This window comes from Seinonella peptonophila, from assembly GCF_900129355.1.
GTDB lineage: Bacteria > Bacillota > Bacilli > Thermoactinomycetales > Thermoactinomycetaceae > Seinonella > Seinonella peptonophila.
In genome coordinates, this window is the sequence record NZ_FQVL01000006.1 from 132,046 (window position 1) to 150,209 (window position 18,164).

Below are 18,164 nucleotides of genomic sequence, written 5' to 3' on the forward strand. Positions count from 1 at the left end.
GAATGACTGCCACTAATGTCTGCATGAGCATATTGACAAAGGTTGCCACTAAAATACCTGTAAAAGGGAGGTAGTTGGATTTATTCATACTTCTCAGCCTCAATAATCTCTACAAATCCATTGGTACCATCGACGCGAATATATTGCCCATCACGAATTTTTGTAGTCGCTTGATCAATACCAACAACTGCAGGAATGCCATACTCTCTAGCTACCACAGCACCGTGTGTCATCATACCACCGACCTCCATGACCAAGCCTCTAGCAGATTGGAACAGAGGCGTCCAACCTGGATCTGTAAATGGTGCAATGAGGATTTCCCCTTCGTGCAGCTCGGCTTCTTCTGGCTTCAGAACAACTCTTGCATATCCTTCTATTTGTCCACTGGACACAGGCGTTCCGATTAGCGCTCCCTCAGGGGCTAATGCATTTTCGGCAGCTGTCTCCACGATTTCCCCCTCACTGGTCATCACCCGAGGTGATGTTCGTTTTTCATCGAGTGCAAATTGATCTTTGCGTTGCTGAACTAAATCTTGTACTGAAGTTATTTTCCCTTGCAGGAGATCTTTGAGTTCAGGGAAGTAATAAATATCTTCTGCTTCCACAAGAATGTCTTGTTTCACTAATCTCTCTGCTTCTTGCAAAATGTGCTTTCTATATAGTGTGATATGTTGAATCAAGGAATATTTCGGATGTTCGCGCATCCCCATTAAGTTTCGAAAAGCATAGATCAATCGAGAGGCGATTTTCGCTTTCATCGATCCAAAAGGAGTTTTTCGTACCTTTGCGATAAGTTCTTCTGCAAATTGTTGTGATTCGACTACACCTTCGGCAAAATTTTGGCGATGCTCACCTTCTTCAACACTACGAATATGACTTAATATTGCCGATATCAACAAGGTTGGTTTTTCTGCCCAACGCGGTTGGGTAATATCAATCTCTCCAGGGCAACGAATACCAAATCGTTTGAGAAAGGATTGGAAAGCCTTCGCAAACTCTTCTCCACCATGAACACTTTGTAGACCTTCGAAAAAGGTTTCATTCTTTGCTGTTTCCAGATATACATAGACTTCTGGATATTTCCGAACAATATCGGCTAAATCACCTATTTCCAGTCCCATTTCACTTATTATATTTCCGGAAAGTGATTTGTTGAGTAAGAGGGATTCGAATCCTCGCGGGGAGCCACCATCCTTTTTAGATACTTCTCGAAATCCTGAAAGACAAACAATTTATTGGTCTTTCTCTCGCTCCTCTATTTTAAAAGGTTCAAACCCAGAGAAATCGAGTCCAGCAGTCCACAACAAAGCATTGCTTTCATACTCATTATAGGTTTTAATTCGTTTATAATAAGCATTTGCAATATGATTAGTAATAAAGTGCCATTCTGGAAAATATTTTTGTGCTGCATCTTCCGTTTCTTTAGGAAAAGAATATATATTGACTGCATGGGCTTGTTTGGCCCGCATTAAGGCCTTTTCTTCTTGTTCTGCATTTGTTATGGTCCATTTCTCTTCGCCAATCAAGGAGGAAAGTACACGGATAAAATGAGCTGTTTTTTTACTTTCATCCTTAAACTGTTGGCAACCTTCCGTATTCTGTTGGGAAGCCAATACAATCAATTGATTCTTTTTAGTAGCTAAAAACTCAATACCTTGGTTATATTCGGCATCACTCACATTGTGACCAGCAATCATTTTTCCAAGTGTGAGTATCCTTAATCCTTGCTCGTCTTTATCTGGATTGGCTAAAAAGGCTGGGCATTTATGAAAAACATTGATTTGTCTCTCGATTTCCTTTGTAGTTTCGGGAATAAGATGCCATAACATACCAGTATATCTCTTAAATGGGATATCTGGAAGATCATCATATAATTGATATAATTCTTTTTGTACTTCTTCTAGAAAATCAATCAATTGTTGATTTGCTGCTACTTCAACATCGGTCATTTTCTCTGGAGTGACTTTAGATTCGGAAAGCACTTTTAATTGGAAGGCAACTTGACTATCGAATTTCAAATTGTTCATTAATCTTTCCCAGTTCTCGATAGGCACATCATTTTTTTTAAAATCTTGAATTTGATCAATGATTTCTTGATAGTAAGTTGTGATGAGCTTTCGATCTTTCTCGGTTGGTGCTGCACCACCTAGGATTTTAGCTATGGCTATAAATGGCTCAGAATCATGTGCTTCTCTTAATTCTGTTTTTAGATATTGACCATATTGTGATGCAATCTTATTTCCTAGGCCCAAATAGATTTGAACGATAGCAAATAATCGAGGTAACAAGTTTTCATTTTCAGAATTTGACATCTGCGTCAGTAATGAGGCGTGTACTTTTTGTAATAAATGATAGATCTGTTTTGAATCATTTATCGCTTCCAAAGTCGGCTGGGACTGGCCTTCAGAAAGTGAAGATACTACATTAGCATATTTTTTAGCCTCGATAAAGTTAGTAAATTCCTCTTGTTCTTTTTGGACCCAAGAGGAATCCCAATATGAAGCACTATTTAATGTTTCGATTCGCTCCTCTAAATAGTCTCGTAGTTTATCTCGCAGTTCTTTTGGTGGAATTGCGGCAGCATAATAATATCCTAAAGCAACAATATGGTCTGAACTAGTAGACATTCTCACTTCCCACCTTTTCTATTACGTGTGAAGTTCAGTACATACGATTCACTGGTTAGTTGATTGATTTTATTTTACCATTAAGGAATTTTTATTTTTGCGAATTGTTTCATCTCCGTGATATAAATGTATATTTACTTTTAAAATAGAGCTTTGTTTATTCGAACACAGTATCATCTTCCAAATACAACCAGGCATTCATCGAAAATGGAAAAGAAAGGTATAAAAGGATACGCAGATAAAGACTTGTGATCGCTGGCAGTGGGTACCTGGGTCTAGATGTCTGAGAGTTGGCTGCTAAGTATTTTGGGTTAAATTATTTTGGTTGGTTTACTAAAATTTATGATCGCAATGAAGTAGACTGGACACCTCGTATACATTGGTTTTATTTTTACATGTCTTTATTTCTGTGTCTACAATTTAGACTAACACTTAGAGTAAAAACTCTGCTTCGTTTTTTCTTTTCCAATATGAGAGTTGGTGCTATGGAGTCCCATGATTCTAACACCACTTTGACCCGTTTAATCCGCTTGACTGATATCCTGGATTCATTGCTTTCACAGTTCTCTCAGTTTCTGTTTCTCTTAATCCATTAAAAAAACCAAATTATCCCTCTATAGATCCACAATCTCTCTCCCTACCCTTTTCAACGGTCTCTCCAATTCCACAAAATCACCTTGCTTGATCCTTCTAAATATACGTGTAGCAGCATAAAGGATTGCAACTCTACCCGACTCATTGTCGAGAATCTCAGCGAAAGTCTGATAAACTTTCTCTGCCATTTCGGGGACGAGAAGGCTAAAACAATACAGGTATGCTACATCCAGGAGCAATACCCCATCCCTCCCAATCAAGAATGCAGAGCTGAGGAGCCATGAGATTCCCCCAGTGGAAATCGCCATGTGCGGTTGTCCAATGGGTGACTTGGGAATCAACTCGGTTACCATAATAGTCTCGAAAACGTTGGGAGATTTTTTCTTGTGTCACTTTGATTCTTTGCGTGGAGTGGGCAGCGATATGATCGAGTGATTGACGCAGATTGATCCACCAATCATTCGGTAGTTCGATCATCTCACGCAGTTCTGGAGTAGATGAACAAACTTTTCCTGTAGCTCGTTCCATCAGTTCTGCTTGATAGCAAATATCGTCTTCCCGCCATCGGTAGAGCTCGAGTACCCGCGGTTTCGGTATTCCTTGGATCGCATCGGCTGTAATATTACTCTCCCACCATTCTTTATTCACCCAATGGATACTTTCCGAGACGAGTCGTAACCAATAGGCTTGTCTGCTTTTCCACACCTCAGATCCAATGGTACGATCACGCCACCCATAGACAAGCTTTCCTTTTAGAGAAACATCAAAGTGTACTGCTGCTTTTGTTAACTGCTTGAGCATAAATGCCTGATGATTAGTCATGCCCATCCTCCTCAGCAGTAGAAAGTAGATGGGTAAAATATGTAGAAGGGTTATCTAAAAAGCGTCGCCAATGGTCAACCAGAGCTAAGTCTTGCCAAGTTACTTTGTTTACTCCTCCATCGTTCAATTCAAATATATCGGCATTTGGGAAGGCAGTTAAGAGGGGAGAATGGGTGGCACAGATCACCTGTCCACCTGATTTGATGATTTGTTGAAATAAGGTTATTAGACGTAAACAGGACTGAAAGGATAGTGCCGCTTCTGGTTCATCGAGCAAATAGAGCCCTGGTTCATGAAACATTGTTTCAAGCACAGTTAGAAATCCTTCTCCATGACTCATCTCCTGAATATTCTCTTTCCAATATCCAGGCATACCCGATACAAATGACATATACCCAAACGCTGTTTCAGCACGTAAAAAGTAACCTTTTCGATGCTTTAGATAATGTGAAAGATGAATTCCTTTTAACTTTAAGCATGCTCCAAGCGGTGTTTTGGGTCGATCATTTACATATTTTCGTCCACCTCGACCACCATGTGCATCCAAACCATAGGACTCTGCAACAGCTTCGACTATGGTGGACTTACCTGAGCCATTTTCACCAACAAAAAAAGTAATGGGCTTCTGAAAACGAAGCCCTTCTTTAATTAATTGATTGACAGCAGGAATTTGAAATAACCATTGATTCTTCTTAGTTTCTTTTATCGAACAAGATATCTCTTGCAAAATCAAATCTCTACACCTACTTACTCATCATAATAGGGTCAGCAACGATTACTAGGTGCACATGGATTACATGAAGGCGAACATCTCGGTTAACATTTAGATTCACAGGGCCAATCACTTGATTGAAATGCCTTTTGAATTCATTTCTCGTCTACTCAAGAACCTTGTTTTTTACAAGTTGTGGAAGCGATTGAGAGAACACATTACCTACAGGCATCCAACGTGTAAACACACAAGGCCAAACATCACCTGTTGGTGATACTGCCAAGACCCCATCTGCGCAATTCCCACACAACTGGTCATAATCGGGCTGACGATCTCGAACACCTCTGCCAACTTGTCGTAAGTCATCGTATCCAATATGTTGTTCTTCTACTCCTAAGTTAATCAACATCTGCCGAGCCTTGTCAACTTTCTGCTGATCATGTATGCCAATAATTCCGACTCTTAGGGGGATTCTACGTTGAACCGCTTCAACGATGTTACTTTTAGTTGCATGAAAACTACTTCGATTCGTGATTGCTGCGTGCTCTTTCTCGTCAGTCGAATAAAAACTAGTCGCTAGGGATACCTGTAATTCGCTAAATCGTTCCCATAGTGAGGGGCTAATACGAGCCAAATTCGTAAATACTTCAACATCCAGATGTCTTTGTTGCAGTTTCTAACAAAGATATAAACTCAGGATGAAGTGTTGGCTCACCCCCAATAAACTGCACCGTTGAAACCCCAAGAGAAGCAGCATCCTCAATTACTCGTTTCCAATCATTTACACTCATACTTCCATGTGTACCATTTGGACCACTCTCTGCATAGCAATGAACACATTCTAATTGACAACGCCCCGTAATCTCTAGCCAGAGAAATCGAAGTGATTGAGATTGCACTATGGTATCCATTCTCATCCTCCTAATGTCTGATCATCAAAACACAGCAATCGAAACTGTTTAAACACCGTGTTACTTACTAAGTAATTTGCCGTTGATAGTAAACACAAATAAGTCTGAGTAAGGATCATAAGTTACTTGCAACTGTTTCCCCGTTTTACTTGATGAAATAACTGCATCCAGATTACCAGTTTGTAATCGGTAAAAACTGTTTTTCCAATCAGGATCTATAACGTGTGCGTTTGGTGTGTAATGGATCATTGTTGATGGTAGATTATCCTGTAACCCCGCTTGTTTCCTTTGATTAGTAAAAACTTCCCGATACCATTTTGATAAGCTCAACATAAATGGGAACCCTCTTCCTCTTGAAAATAATCTCTTACCCTCCCCTAACACTAAACATTGTTTTAAAAGGTAACTGCCTGGTTTCTCTCCAAACCAGCATCAACGTATGAAAATTTTTTTATAACAACATGGGATCATATTGAGCTTCTGATCCCATTAATTGAATAAGAAGTTGGTTGATTAACTTAATTTCATACCGAATCATCGATTGATGAGCAGCGCTTTTTTCTTTTAGCTTTACTTCCAATGATTCCTTACGTAAGTGCAAACATTGAAAAGCAATACGTTCTTGATCTCCTGTTATCCTAAGAGTGATTGACTTCAATTTCTTCACCTCTGATCTTCCCAGCACACGGTGAAATCAACAGAGCAGTTATAGGAATTAATTTAAATTTGGGCATTCTTAAAGAGTTAAAGTTACGAAGATTTCACCTCAGTACGATTTCAAAAAATAAATTTTCATTTTTTGAATATCTTATACCACCTTCCTTGCTGATTTGATTTTTTCTACTAATATTATAATAGCCCCAAACACATATAATTTCCATGATTCCAATCATTCACTCACCCTTTTGAATTTCCGTTGATAAACCTACATGATCAAGATATATCATTCAAAGCATTAGCTTAATAACAAATTATTCAAACTATATATTGAACCGGTTGATATATCACAATATAATGGCGAATAGAGAGGAGGCTTTACTCTTGGAAACCTTCGACACAAATTTGGTGAGTTATTTAGCAAGAAAAACACGCATCACTGCTGGGAAAACAATAAAAGATGTTGCCTTTAGTATTTCGCCTGGAACAGCATCACATATAGAAACACAAGAAAAAACAGTTTCGCCAAAAAAAGTTTATGATTATCTAGAGAACTTGGGAATCGAAAAAAATCAGGTCCCTAACCAACTTGAAGAAATAAAAAAAGAAATTGAACAGGTTCAATTTTCTCTAGAACTGATTTTTATGATGTTTGAATCAGGAAATATAGCAACGGCACAGCAAAAACTACAAGATATAAACTTGCCCAAATACCACCCTTACTATTCTTATTATGTATACCTTAAAGCTAGAAATTTAAGACATCAGCAGAATTGGAAAGAAGCCATAAGAATATACAATGAAGCAATTAAAATATATAACAAAAATAACTACTCCATCGATCTCGAATTTATTCCAACTACCTACAATAGTTTAAGTGTTTGTGCCTTCTATCTTGATGAAATTTCGTTAGCACTTGAATATGTAATAACCGGTTTATCCCACTGTGATCAGAGTAATAAGACAAAAGACATCTACTATACCCTAAAAAGAAATCAGATTCTGTATCTTGAGCGTTTAGGAAATCTGGTTCAAGCTTTTGAATTAATAAACAAAATCTGGCCTGATATACATTCAATAGATAAAACTCAAGTAAAATTAAGCTTTTATAAATCAAAAGTCTCGCTACTTCTTCAAACTAAAAGATACGAGGAAGCGATCCAATTTGCTAAAGAAGGAATCAAAATTGCTCGGAACAACAAAGAATTAAATCGTTTTTTTGATCTCTTAAACATACTTGGAAAGGTTTTTACCGAGATAGATAATTGGGAAGAAGCAAAAAGTTGTTTTGAACATGTGCTAAGTTATCCAGAAGATGGATTTCCCAATAAGCAAGTTGATGCACTTTTAAACTTAGCAAGCCTCTATTCGATCCGCCAATTATGGAAAAAGTGTAAAACAGCTTTGGATTCTGCATTAAATATTTGCAATCATCATCAGATTGACATTTACCGTATGAGTAGGGTATTAATAGCTTACGGAGATAACTACCGTTCCCAAAATAAATATGAGGAAGCACTTAAATATTATAATGAGGTCATTCGTACTGCCAAAGAACACAATTTACTTCACATCCATTACTTCGCATTATTCCATTCTTTAGATTGCTTGCTCAATCTAGGAGACGAAATTGAATTCACTATGCGAAACAAAGAACTTTACTTACTTCAAAAACAACCAGGATATGGAAAGAGGAGTTTAAATGATATACCAACAATCCCTCATTGGTGATGACCCTAATGAATAACTCTTATTTCTAATGGAGGTAAATGAAAGATGAGCCTTCTCTATTTGAACGATGATCCAAACGAGTAACGAGATCCTTAAAAACGCCTGAACCCATTTTCAGGCGTTTTCCTGATTCTGTACCTGGGGCGTTTAAAGATATTTTATTTCATACCTCTTTTCCATATAAACAATGTAAAAACAGCAACCCCTTGTTCAATAAGGGAAACAGCGAATTCCATATTGCGGGAAAATCAGGGAGGGATTCAATGTATTTTCTTAGTAAATACAGTCTCTATTTATATTATATAACAGCGAAATAACTCTCACTAGATCAGCGATTGCCTAACATGCAACAAGAAGCCGCCCAATAGTTGAACAACTTCCTATTAAGTAACATGATGGATACAGATGAAAATCCTTTATCTCACTAAAGGTTTGCACTTCGTTCGCAAAACGAAAAATCCGCCAACCACTAGGAAACTGTGATTGACGGATATCTAAAAAAGCTGCCATCTTGGCAACTTCGCGTTGGCGGAGAGAGAGGGATTCGAACCCTCGCGGGGAGGTATCTACCCCTAGCGGTTTAGCAAATGTGGATATGGGTGTAGTGGTGATGAATGAGATGAAATATTGGTTGGTGGGATTAGGGTTTATGTGATATTGGATTGTATGATGGAATGTTAGGCTATAGAGTTCGTTTGCAGTTTTGTTTGCAATTATCCATCTTTAGAAGGCTCGGACACTTTGTTAATGTGGTTGCTAACCATTGTATTTCTATTCTTCATTCTTGTACCCAGTATGATAAGGACGATATAGATTACAATGGCAATCGAATCTACAAGTGTATCCGTAAGCCCAGACATGTCAAGCAATGCCGTTACACTAATAATAACCATCAGTCTGACGATCAGGACCGCCACGATCAACCATGCGACAAACTGGATTTTTGATCGCTCAGTTCGTAATGACATGAAAATGAAGGTGATGCCGAAGACCAGATTTTCCGCCGTGATGATGTGCCAGACATAAGTGAATATTGTCCGGATATCCACGGATATCGCCTGAATGTCGAGCTTCGGTAGCACAACGGATTGTCCGTTCCATGCGTGTGTGACGGCAAACAATATTGCAAGGACACCAGCAATCAGATAATAAAAATTCCTAATCTTGATGTTCACCACAACCTTCCTGAGGAGTTACTGGTTCCTTTTTTCGGATATCCTTATAAATCTCACGGACGATCTTTGACAGACATTGGTCACTTTTGCTATTAAAATTCCTTAGCGTTTCGGCTGCGACATCGAGCAGCAAACTGACCTTTTCCAAATGGGCAATCTTTTTTCGAGTTTCTGCATTCTTGGCATCGAGGAACGTGGCAATCTCTACGCAGTATGTGGGGTCGATATTTTCCATCTTGCGGAAATTAAACTTCCCTCTAATTTCGTTCAGAGAAAAGTCCGCATACTGCATGATCTGGATATTCATCAAGTCAATGAGGTCGTCCTTCGAATATCTCCTGTACCGATTGTCTTCCCGAGACGGCGAGACGATCCCTATTCGGTCATAATATCGAAGTGTATCCTTCGACATCCCCAGTATCTGAGAAACCTCTTGTATAGAATAAAGTTTTTCCATGAATTCAAAATATCATTGGAGTTAACTCCAATGTCAAGTTGTTTTTCGCTTTTTTCGCAAAAAAGCCCGGGTATGCATTATCACGTCTCAACTGATTTCTTGATTAATTATAAAAAGTAAAAATTGACTAAATATAGGTATTAATGTAATGATGAAGAGATGGGATATTGGTTAGTGAGTGTTATAGGGTAGTGGGATGGAATGGTGGGGAATGGAGTTTGTTTGCTATACGTTCCAATAATGGGCTGTCCGCACAGTCGGTTTGCTTTCTTCGGAGTAGGCAATTTTTTTGAGGAATAGTGCCAAAATACTTCCAATCTGTAAAGACAAAAAAATGATCTCGTGCTCTGGAAACAGCTACATTTAACATATTTACACTCTGATCATAAAATACCTCTCATTCTCTGGAAGTGACAACAGGGGAAAACAGAATGATGTCACGCTCTGCTCCTTGTAGTTGATGAACAGGACCAACGGTAATCGGTTCTTGAATGCCGCCAGCCTCTTGCTCTGAAGCTCACAATCCCTGCTCACGCCATCTCTACTCTGCTGTGTATTGGATACAAGGTGAGTCAGGTGACGATCTACCGTGTGGAAACATCGCCAAGGGGTACTCCGGTAACCTCGACATCGGCGACGTCTCCGCTCTCATCATCGGCTTCATCATCATGATGATCAGCCCCTACGCCATGCGTGGTTCCGTACTGCGCAAGAAGAAGGCAATCGTGGATGGAGCCTAATCCACTGAGCCAACGAGTCCGGCACTGTAGCTTCCAGCTACGCGGACGGCCTGGTTGGCTTTTTCATTTTCCATTAGTCTGACCATTACTAGTGAGCACGAACGCTCGATTATAAACAATATTCAGTTTATTATCATTAACGCTGTTAAAGTTCATCATTTATTTTTTCAGCTTGTTTTACTAACAATGCCATCCTCTTATTATTTATTGGTTTTGATTCAGTACACTTTATTTATTCTGTCCTGTTCTGTTAAGTATTTTGGAGGAATAGAATATCGAGTTTTTATCATACTATTGATCATAGCAAATTCGAGTAGTAAAGCACATAAACACAAATGAAATACAAAGTTTTCAGCAGGAAATGGAGCAGAAGCAGACTGAGTTACAACAAAATCAACCAATTCTCGAACAGCAATTTCTACAACAAAAAAAACAGACCTTACAGGCATTACAACAAGCTTTACAAACGTTGGAGACAAGCAATCTGAATTCGAGTTCTCCATCACTCATGCAGACTCAGCAACAACTTCAACAATCCATACAACAACTAAATCAATTACAAGGGATCGCCGTAACACACAATGCATCTGCTCAACAACAACAACTGGAGCAAGTCCAACAACAAAGCGAACAAGCTTCGCAAACACTAAGTCTGATTCAATCGCTTACCAGTGGTAATAACAGCTTTAAAAAAGGATAGAGGTTATTTTTCAAAAATACTATCCTAACATGGACATTGCGTCATGATGTAATCCAGCAGATTGTCATGGATTCGAAACGCTAACTCGCTACTTTGCCTTCAATAAAGATTGTATAGCATCCCTTATTTCTTGATAACCGGTGCATCGGCAAAGATTAGATCGGCATCCAATCTTTAATGGTATCAACTGTTGCTTGTGATTGTTCATTGATCAGAGCATGACAGTTTAGTATAAAACCAGGTGTACAATAACCACACTGAATCGCCAATTTATCTATAAATTCATTTCGAACCGTTGTATCATTCAGCCCTTCAATAGTGATAATTGGTTTTTCAGTTAGCTCTACCGCTAAAGAATGACAAGAGTGGATTGGTTTCCCATTCATAAGCACTGTACAGGATCCACAATCACCATTTTCACAAGCCTTTTTAGCTCCATTTAATCGTCTATCATTACAAGACTCGGATAATTAGTGTGATCATTCGTACTTTACTTAATAAACTAAGTAAATACCCAATGGTTATTTTACATATGGGTTATATATTTCGTTAGTTCAATCTTATATTTTTCTGCTATGTGCAGTCATTACAATCTCCTATCTGTTTTATCTGATAAGTATCTAACAGGTTGAACCATGATCGAACCTAGTATGAGACTTCTATGCAATTGAATTTTAGCGTGTGAAATGAGTCGAAATACGCTGCAACCTTTCTTACCATTCGCTTGTCTACCTAAACGACTGTCTAACAAAAAGGCTCTTATCACTAGAGCCTGTACAATCAGCGGATTCACGGGAATATCCTTATCACACTCTCGCAAATTATTTGACTATCTTAAGTTTAGCATATTTTAACGATGAACTGATCCGAATGAGTGTCACGAAATGGCTGAGCGATTCCATAAGGCGAACATTCTTCGCTTACACACTACTGAGCTGATCCATTTCACTACCGAATTTTGTATGTATTAGAAGTCATTTCAAAAGTACCTATCTCGAACCAATTGAATCGACAACCAAAATACGAAAAAAGAAGTATTCAATACGCAGCGTTCTTCCGGAATCCGCTTTGCTCAAACAGTCCTCGCTCTGATCCTCACTATCACAACCACTGCTCATAGCACCTGAAAAGTCGCACCGTGCGAAATCCTTGCGCCCTCATTTATTGAAAAAATTACACCATCGACACTGTTAGGCTTGAACCGACTTTTGAAATAGCTTCTAATGGAAAGTGGATAGATACAAATTAAATGTATTTTAATAGGAAATGGAGTGATTCGATGGAGCGGGTAATGGTATTCCTGTTTCCAGTTGTTATTTGGTTTATTTTGTTTTTACGCAAAAAAAACTCATTTAAATTTGGTTTAACTCCAATGTCATTAGAGATAAAACAAATAAAGGGGTTAAAAAAACTAAGTGATGACGTAGAGAAGTCCCTTAGTAAAAGTTATATGGAAAACGTAGAAGAGAGGGTAGGAACTAAGCTAAAAGCAAATGATTACCAGTGGCGTCTACTGGATTTAAAGCGTTATTTTATTTTGACTTCTCTTTTAAAAGAGTCTCCAATGTTTAGCAAGAAAGTCGATGCACTGTGGCATCTGATGCTCATGTTCACCCGTGAGTATGCTGATTTTTCAAAGAGATATCTAGGAACCACTCTTCATCACAGTCCCAATGTAAACGGATTGCCTGATCCTGATTTGCGAGGATATTTTGATTGGGTGTATGCTGAGCTTTTTCACATCAGAAAAGAGAATATCCATCTTTATAAGGGGTTTTTCAGGCACCCTGTACATCCAACTGTCATTGATGAGTTTAAAAATTTACCAGAAAACGAACTTATAGATTTATATTTTAAAAGTGATACCAAATACACTACTACTGTCTTCTCGCTGATCTCTTCCATGAAGAGAACTGTAAATAAGGTAAAAGACTATGAAAGAAAAGTCATACAAGAAAAAATGGAAAAGAGCAAAAAGGAGGAAAAATATAGCTCCATGCTCGTTCCTTTCTTATCTGCTTCCTATTTCCATTATGATGAATTTTCAAGTTACATGAAAGTTAGCAGCTACAGTTCATCAAGTTGTACAAGTTGCGGATCGGGTAGCTCCTGTAGTGGTTCTTGCTCATCCTGTAGTTCCTGCTCAAGCTGTGGTGGAGGTGGAGATTAGAAGCTATTTCAAAAGTCGATTCAGTAAAACAACGTTCGATCTTCCAACGTTGTTTGTAAGTATCGTCTAGGTCCAGTGGACGATGCTTTCTCTTTGTATTTTTCTTATATGAAATGCCTGCCACACTACTATAAGCTCGATCAGCAACCAGTTCTTTTAGGATACAGAATTTCATTGTATGAAAGTGTTACATGATAATGATTGACACTGACCCAGATCATCACACTTATCTGGACAGAAAAAATAATGCACTTATAATGGATGTCCTTCATTGATTCTTTGGATAATCTCACCCATCTAAATGTTTATTAGAGCATGCCAAAGGAAAGCCGCTTCATCCGATCATTGAATTTGCGATTCAGACGGGGATGCGGCGAGGGGAAATCTTTGGACTACGCTGGCAAGATGTCAATTTTGAAACGCAGATAGTGAGCATTCGGCAAACGCTACAGCGATACAAACAGAAGGGTTATCAAATTCGAGAAGTACCGAAGACAACGGGCAGTCGAAGATCGGTCGCAATTGCTCACTCGGTTGTTCAGTTACTGAAGAAGATTAAAAAGCAACAAGCAAAGAATTGGTCACAATGGGGTTCCGCGTATGATGATTGGGATCTCGTATTTGCCAGAGAAGATGGTCGACCGATGGATATGAACAACATGACCAATGAATTTGCTACTCTGATCAAACAGCTTGATCTTTCTCATTTCCGGTTTCATGATCTTCGGCACAGTCACGCTAGTTTATTACTTCAACAAGGGGAACATCCTAAGGTGATCTCCGAACGACCGGGACATTCCTTCATCACCATTACAATGAACGCCTACTCTCATCTGATACCCAATATGCAACAAAAAGCCGCCCAAAAGTTGGACGACTTCCTTTCTAATCATATGTTGGATACCAACAAAAATCCTTTATCCCACTAAAGGTTTGCACTTCGTTCGCAAAACGAAAAATCCGCCAACCACTAGGAAACTGTGATTGACGGATATCTAAAAAAGCTGCCACCTTGGCAACTTTGCGTTGGCGGAGAGAGAGGGATTCGAACCCTCGCGGGGAGGTATCTCCCCTAGCGGTTTAGCAAATAGATTTATAGATATAACAGTGGGGAATGTGATGGAATATTAAGTGTTGGTATTAGGATTTTGGTGATATTGGGTAATGTAGAGGTATGTAAGGTTGTAGAGTTTGTTTGCAGTTTTGTTTGCAACCAAGATTGAAAATTCCCCCAGTTAAATTAGGCTCTGTTGAATATACTTATCAAATTCTGTTTACTTTTCTTTGAACACATTACAGATAAAAAATTGTTACCTTACTGGTATTACTCTTTCACCTTTTCTTGCAATTTCATCCCAGTTCTTATGATAGTGTTTCAATAATTGACGATATCTTAACTCATAATCTTCTTTCTTTGGAACTAGTACATGCTTGTGATACATTGACGAATACCCATTCGCTATTAAATTCTTATGCCAATATCTCATTGCTGCCTCTATGGTATTCCTGTATACCTTTGTACACTGAACGATAACTGGGGACTTATATTCTTTTCGAATGAACCTCTCCCAATATTCTAAACTACTTTTAATCATTCCTTTTCTTCCGATTTTCACCTATCAACTTATAGTTCTTTTAGACTTATCGGTTCGGCACCAATGGTTCTTCAGCTATCACAATCTCTTTCCATTGTTTTTGATAGGCATCTAATAGTCGCTGACGCATATTATGTTGTTCTTTCTCTCCATGAATGATCTGGAATTGAGGAGAAAAACCATTATTTTTGAGAGTCTTATTCCAAAATTCCATTGCATTTAAAATAAGCTCTCTGTATACTTCTGAACTTTGAACAATAATTTTAGGATCACAATCCAGTTCTTCTGATCCTTCAGCTACAATCCATGTATTCGAATCTTCTTTTAAACAAACAGCATATAATTCTTCGATGAGATACACATCGAGTTTAATATTGAAGATTCGATGCATTGTCCCCAAAACACAAGTTAGATAATCAATAGGTACAGTAATCATAAACTGAGAATAGGTCATTCAAGTGATACTCCTTTTTTCAAAAAGTATATCTAAAGTTAATCTTGTTCTCCCCAGTAGTTCATTCAGAGCTTTGTCAGGCTCATTGATCATATTCTTAGGGATATACTCATTTTCAGTAGGGTAAGTATATTCATACTCACAAAGTGTATTCCGTATCCAGTATTCCAGACAATTTCGAACTGCATCATGCTTATCTTCTTCACATCGCACCACAATATAGCGGACGTAATCAGGGGTAACAAAATCGCACAACACAAAATTATTTCTATTCCTGCCATCATAAATCATATAAAAACCTCTGATTCTTTTATCTATCCCACCACCAGAGTTATCATAAATGGAAAAATCGATTGGCAAATTGAGGATTTCACACAGATCAAAGGAAATCTCTTCGAAAAAGGTATCTGGTAGGTAGACTTGATATTCATAGTTTTTCATTTAAACAACCCCAAATATATATTTTATTCATAGACATAAAAATCATCTTTAATATTAGAGGTATCTGTTTCTGTTATATTTGAACTCATGTTAAAATCACTTCCTCAAAACTCCTTTATTTAATTGGAATGCACATTTATGTTCTAACCATCGTTTCATTCTCTGATATAAGAAGACGTTTATATCTGTCTCCATACCTGTTTGTTTTTAACCTCGCTCTAAAACAATTCCTGCCAACTCTATCTACTGCCCTAATACCTCAACAGGAATCCCCAATCTCCGAATCCAATAACTCTTTATCTCTAAACCAATAAATTGCCTCTTCCTCTGGTAAATCATGCGAAAAACTTTGCAACTACTCAACTGAATAGGGGTAGGTTCCAGTTGTGAGTTATTTCTCTAATCACAACCCAACTATTAGAGGAATCATATAGTCGTCCTTCTTTAATTTATTTACAGGAGTATTTGTGGTGATTTGTCGACCGCTTATCCTGAGCTCCATTATAATATACCGTACATATGGGCTATGTTTTGGTTGGTTTAGGTATATGTAAATTTCCCAAATAAGACCTTTGATTCGAAGTATTTGATTAGATCAGCAAAGGTTCAGGAAAAATGATTGTTATGAGATTCGTTGAGTGAAATACAACTTGGGTAGCTAAATTGGTTTATCATATTTTGAATAAAACTCTCTGATAAAATTGTCCATTTTTTGCAGTATAGAGATATCTACGTGGTTAAAAGGTTTATGATCAGATTTAACTAAAACAACTGCTACTTCAGCTTCGGCTACTTTTATAAATCCTTTGTGCTTTCAAAATTCGAAGTAGTCTGCCCAATTTACTGCATCTCCATCCAAAATGTTAGAATAGTATCTGTCAAACTCCTTAATACCTTATACTCACATGGTCCAAGCCTACTAGCTGCATTAAGTATATCAATATCATCTGATTATACAGAATTCTGGTGAACTACTAGTCCAATAAATCTGCTCACATAATATCGATATAATCAAACAACACAAATGGGCTCTCAAATATTCCTTATCTTGATATTTTTAAAACCTTATTCTCATAACAATATAAAAACCATAACCCCATACAAGTTATAATATACAGAGCCTACCTACTTGACAAAATACTGATTGACACAGAACCCACAATCTCTCTCACTACACTTTTCAACGGCCCCTCCAATTCCACAAAATCACCTTGCTTGATCCTTCTAAATGTACGTGTAGCAGCATTAAGGATTGCAACCCTACCCGACTCATTGTCGAGAATCTCAGCGAACGTCTGATATACCTTTTCTGTCATTTCCGGTATCAGAAGGCTAAAGCAATATAGGTATTCTGCACGGTTCCAGCAGGAGCAAAACCCATCCCTCCCAGTCAAGAATGCAGAGCTGAGGAGCCATGAGATTCCCACAGTGGAAATCGCCATGTACAGTTGTCCAATGGGAGACTTGGGAATCAACTTGTTTACCATAATCGTCTCGAAAAGGTTGGGAGATTTTTTCTTGTGTCACTTTGATTCTTTGCGTGGAGTGGGCAGTGATCGAATGATTGACGCAGATTGATCCACCAATCATTCGGTAGTTCGATCATCTCGCGAAGTTCTGGAGTAGATGAACAAACTTTCCCTGTAGCTCGTTCCATTGGGAAAATCACCTTAGAAAAGTTAAAACCCCTAGACATTCAACGATACTACACCCGTAAATTGCAACATGGAAGGCACGATGGTAGTGGTGGTTTATCAGCGCGAAGTGTACTACATCATCACCGTTTACTTCATAAAGCACTTGAATTTGCGGTAAAATGGCAACTCATTCCGAAAAACCCAGCAAAATCGGTTATGCCTCCAAAACCAAGACAAAAAAACATAAATGTGCTAACCAAATCACAGATCCATAAGGTATTACACCATATGACGAACCAAACCATGTATGAAATTGTCTATTTTGCGATCCAAACAGGGATGAGGCGAAGTGAGATTTTTGGGCTTCGCTGGCAGGATGTCAACTTTACAACACAGACTATCTGCATTCGATATACACTACATTATCATAAAAACATCGGCTACCGACTCCGTGAGACAACCAAAACAAAAGGAAGCCGAAGAACACTTGCTATTTCGCAATCAGTGATGAACCTTTTGCAACAGATCAAACAACGACAGATGAAAGATAAAGAAAAATTGGGTGTTGCTTATTCTGATCTTGACCTCGTGTTTGCACGACCAAGTGGGCGACCATTAGATATGAACAATATCTCGTATGATTTTAGCCAACTTGTCAAACAGCTTGATGTCCCTTATGTTCATTTCCACAGTCTTCTTCACTGTCACGCTAGTTTATTGTACAACAGTGGAGCATCCTAA

The 18,164-nt window shown here is 38.3% G+C and carries 18 protein-coding genes; 5 read left to right on the forward strand and 13 right to left on the reverse strand.

The window, feature by feature from the left end:
* Positions 1-80: 80 nt before the first annotated feature.
* The 8 genes from BUB71_RS11325 to BUB71_RS11355 form a co-directional block, all read right to left on the reverse strand.
* Positions 81-1,121, reverse strand: a complete 1,041-nt coding sequence (locus BUB71_RS11325) for a PEP-utilizing enzyme (RefSeq protein ID WP_073154959.1) — start codon at positions 1,119-1,121, stop codon at positions 81-83.
* Between the two features lie 111 nt (positions 1,122-1,232).
* Positions 1,233-2,627: a hypothetical protein gene (locus BUB71_RS11330; RefSeq protein WP_073154960.1), complete on the reverse strand. Its 1,395-nt coding sequence runs from the start codon at positions 2,625-2,627 to the stop codon at positions 1,233-1,235.
* Positions 2,628-3,425: 798 nt separating this feature from the next.
* Positions 3,426-4,043, reverse strand: coding sequence for a hypothetical protein (locus BUB71_RS11335; protein WP_084731469.1), 618 nt, complete (start codon positions 4,041-4,043; stop codon positions 3,426-3,428).
* The gene (locus BUB71_RS11340) at positions 4,036-4,776 is read right to left on the reverse strand and encodes an AAA family ATPase (RefSeq protein WP_073154961.1); all 741 of its coding nucleotides are present in this window, start codon (positions 4,774-4,776) and stop codon (positions 4,036-4,038) included. Before BUB71_RS11340 ends, BUB71_RS11335 begins: the two co-directional genes overlap by 8 nt.
* Positions 4,777-4,921: 145 nt before the next feature.
* On the reverse strand, positions 4,922-5,389 hold the full coding sequence (locus tag BUB71_RS19855; protein ID WP_217653551.1) for an SPASM domain-containing protein: 468 nt from the start codon (positions 5,387-5,389) through the stop codon (positions 4,922-4,924).
* Positions 5,390-5,402: 13 nt separating this feature from the next.
* The gene (locus BUB71_RS19860; RefSeq protein WP_217653552.1) at positions 5,403-5,666 is read right to left on the reverse strand and encodes a radical SAM protein; all 264 of its coding nucleotides are present in this window, start codon (positions 5,664-5,666) and stop codon (positions 5,403-5,405) included.
* Between the two features lie 60 nt (positions 5,667-5,726).
* Positions 5,727-5,999 (reverse strand): hypothetical protein, encoded by a 273-nt coding sequence (locus BUB71_RS11350; protein WP_073154962.1) that lies wholly within the window; start codon positions 5,997-5,999, stop codon positions 5,727-5,729.
* A 118-nt stretch (positions 6,000-6,117) separates the two neighbouring features.
* On the reverse strand, positions 6,118-6,333 hold the full coding sequence (locus tag BUB71_RS11355) for a hypothetical protein (protein ID WP_073154963.1): 216 nt from the start codon (positions 6,331-6,333) through the stop codon (positions 6,118-6,120).
* A 374-nt stretch (positions 6,334-6,707) separates the two neighbouring features.
* On the opposite strand from BUB71_RS11355, the gene BUB71_RS11360 reads away from it, so the two are divergent.
* Positions 6,708-8,054, forward strand: a complete 1,347-nt coding sequence (locus BUB71_RS11360; RefSeq protein ID WP_073154964.1) for a tetratricopeptide repeat protein — start codon at positions 6,708-6,710, stop codon at positions 8,052-8,054.
* 713 nt (positions 8,055-8,767) lie between these two features.
* Here the strand turns inward: BUB71_RS11360 and BUB71_RS11365 are convergent.
* Together BUB71_RS11365 and BUB71_RS11370 are read right to left on the reverse strand one after the other, a co-directional pair.
* Complete coding sequence (locus tag BUB71_RS11365) at positions 8,768-9,232, reverse strand: hypothetical protein (RefSeq protein WP_175552355.1); 465 nt, start codon at positions 9,230-9,232, stop codon at positions 8,768-8,770.
* Complete coding sequence (locus tag BUB71_RS11370; protein ID WP_073154965.1) at positions 9,213-9,686, reverse strand: MerR family transcriptional regulator; 474 nt, start codon at positions 9,684-9,686, stop codon at positions 9,213-9,215. The genes BUB71_RS11365 and BUB71_RS11370 overlap by 20 nt, the downstream gene beginning before the upstream one ends.
* A 1,101-nt stretch (positions 9,687-10,787) precedes the next feature.
* Between BUB71_RS11370 and BUB71_RS11375 the strand changes: the two genes are divergently transcribed.
* Complete coding sequence (locus tag BUB71_RS11375) at positions 10,788-11,126, forward strand: hypothetical protein (RefSeq protein ID WP_073154966.1); 339 nt, start codon at positions 10,788-10,790, stop codon at positions 11,124-11,126.
* A 155-nt stretch (positions 11,127-11,281) separates the two neighbouring features.
* Here BUB71_RS11375 and BUB71_RS11380 read toward each other — a convergent pair whose 3' ends face one another.
* Entirely contained in the window at positions 11,282-11,512 is a 231-nt protein-coding gene (locus BUB71_RS11380; RefSeq protein ID WP_245815584.1) for a 2Fe-2S iron-sulfur cluster-binding protein, read from the reverse strand.
* An 893-nt stretch (positions 11,513-12,405) separates the two neighbouring features.
* Here BUB71_RS11380 and BUB71_RS11385 point away from each other — a divergent pair.
* Complete coding sequence (locus BUB71_RS11385) at positions 12,406-13,296, forward strand: glycine-rich domain-containing protein (protein ID WP_073154967.1); 891 nt, start codon at positions 12,406-12,408, stop codon at positions 13,294-13,296.
* Between the two features lie 344 nt (positions 13,297-13,640).
* A complete protein-coding gene (locus tag BUB71_RS11390) occupies positions 13,641-14,225 on the forward strand; it encodes a site-specific integrase (protein WP_281248201.1) in 585 nt (194 codons plus the stop codon).
* Positions 14,226-14,937: 712 nt separating this feature from the next.
* Here the strand turns inward: BUB71_RS11390 and BUB71_RS11400 are convergent.
* A complete protein-coding gene (locus BUB71_RS11400) occupies positions 14,938-15,345 on the reverse strand; it encodes a hypothetical protein (RefSeq protein WP_073154970.1) in 408 nt (135 codons plus the stop codon).
* On the reverse strand, positions 15,346-15,786 hold the full coding sequence (locus BUB71_RS11405) for a hypothetical protein (protein WP_073154971.1): 441 nt from the start codon (positions 15,784-15,786) through the stop codon (positions 15,346-15,348).
* 1,574 nt (positions 15,787-17,360) lie between these two features.
* On the opposite strand from BUB71_RS11405, the gene BUB71_RS11415 reads away from it, so the two are divergent.
* Complete coding sequence (locus tag BUB71_RS11415) at positions 17,361-18,164, forward strand: site-specific integrase (RefSeq protein ID WP_073154973.1); 804 nt, start codon at positions 17,361-17,363, stop codon at positions 18,162-18,164.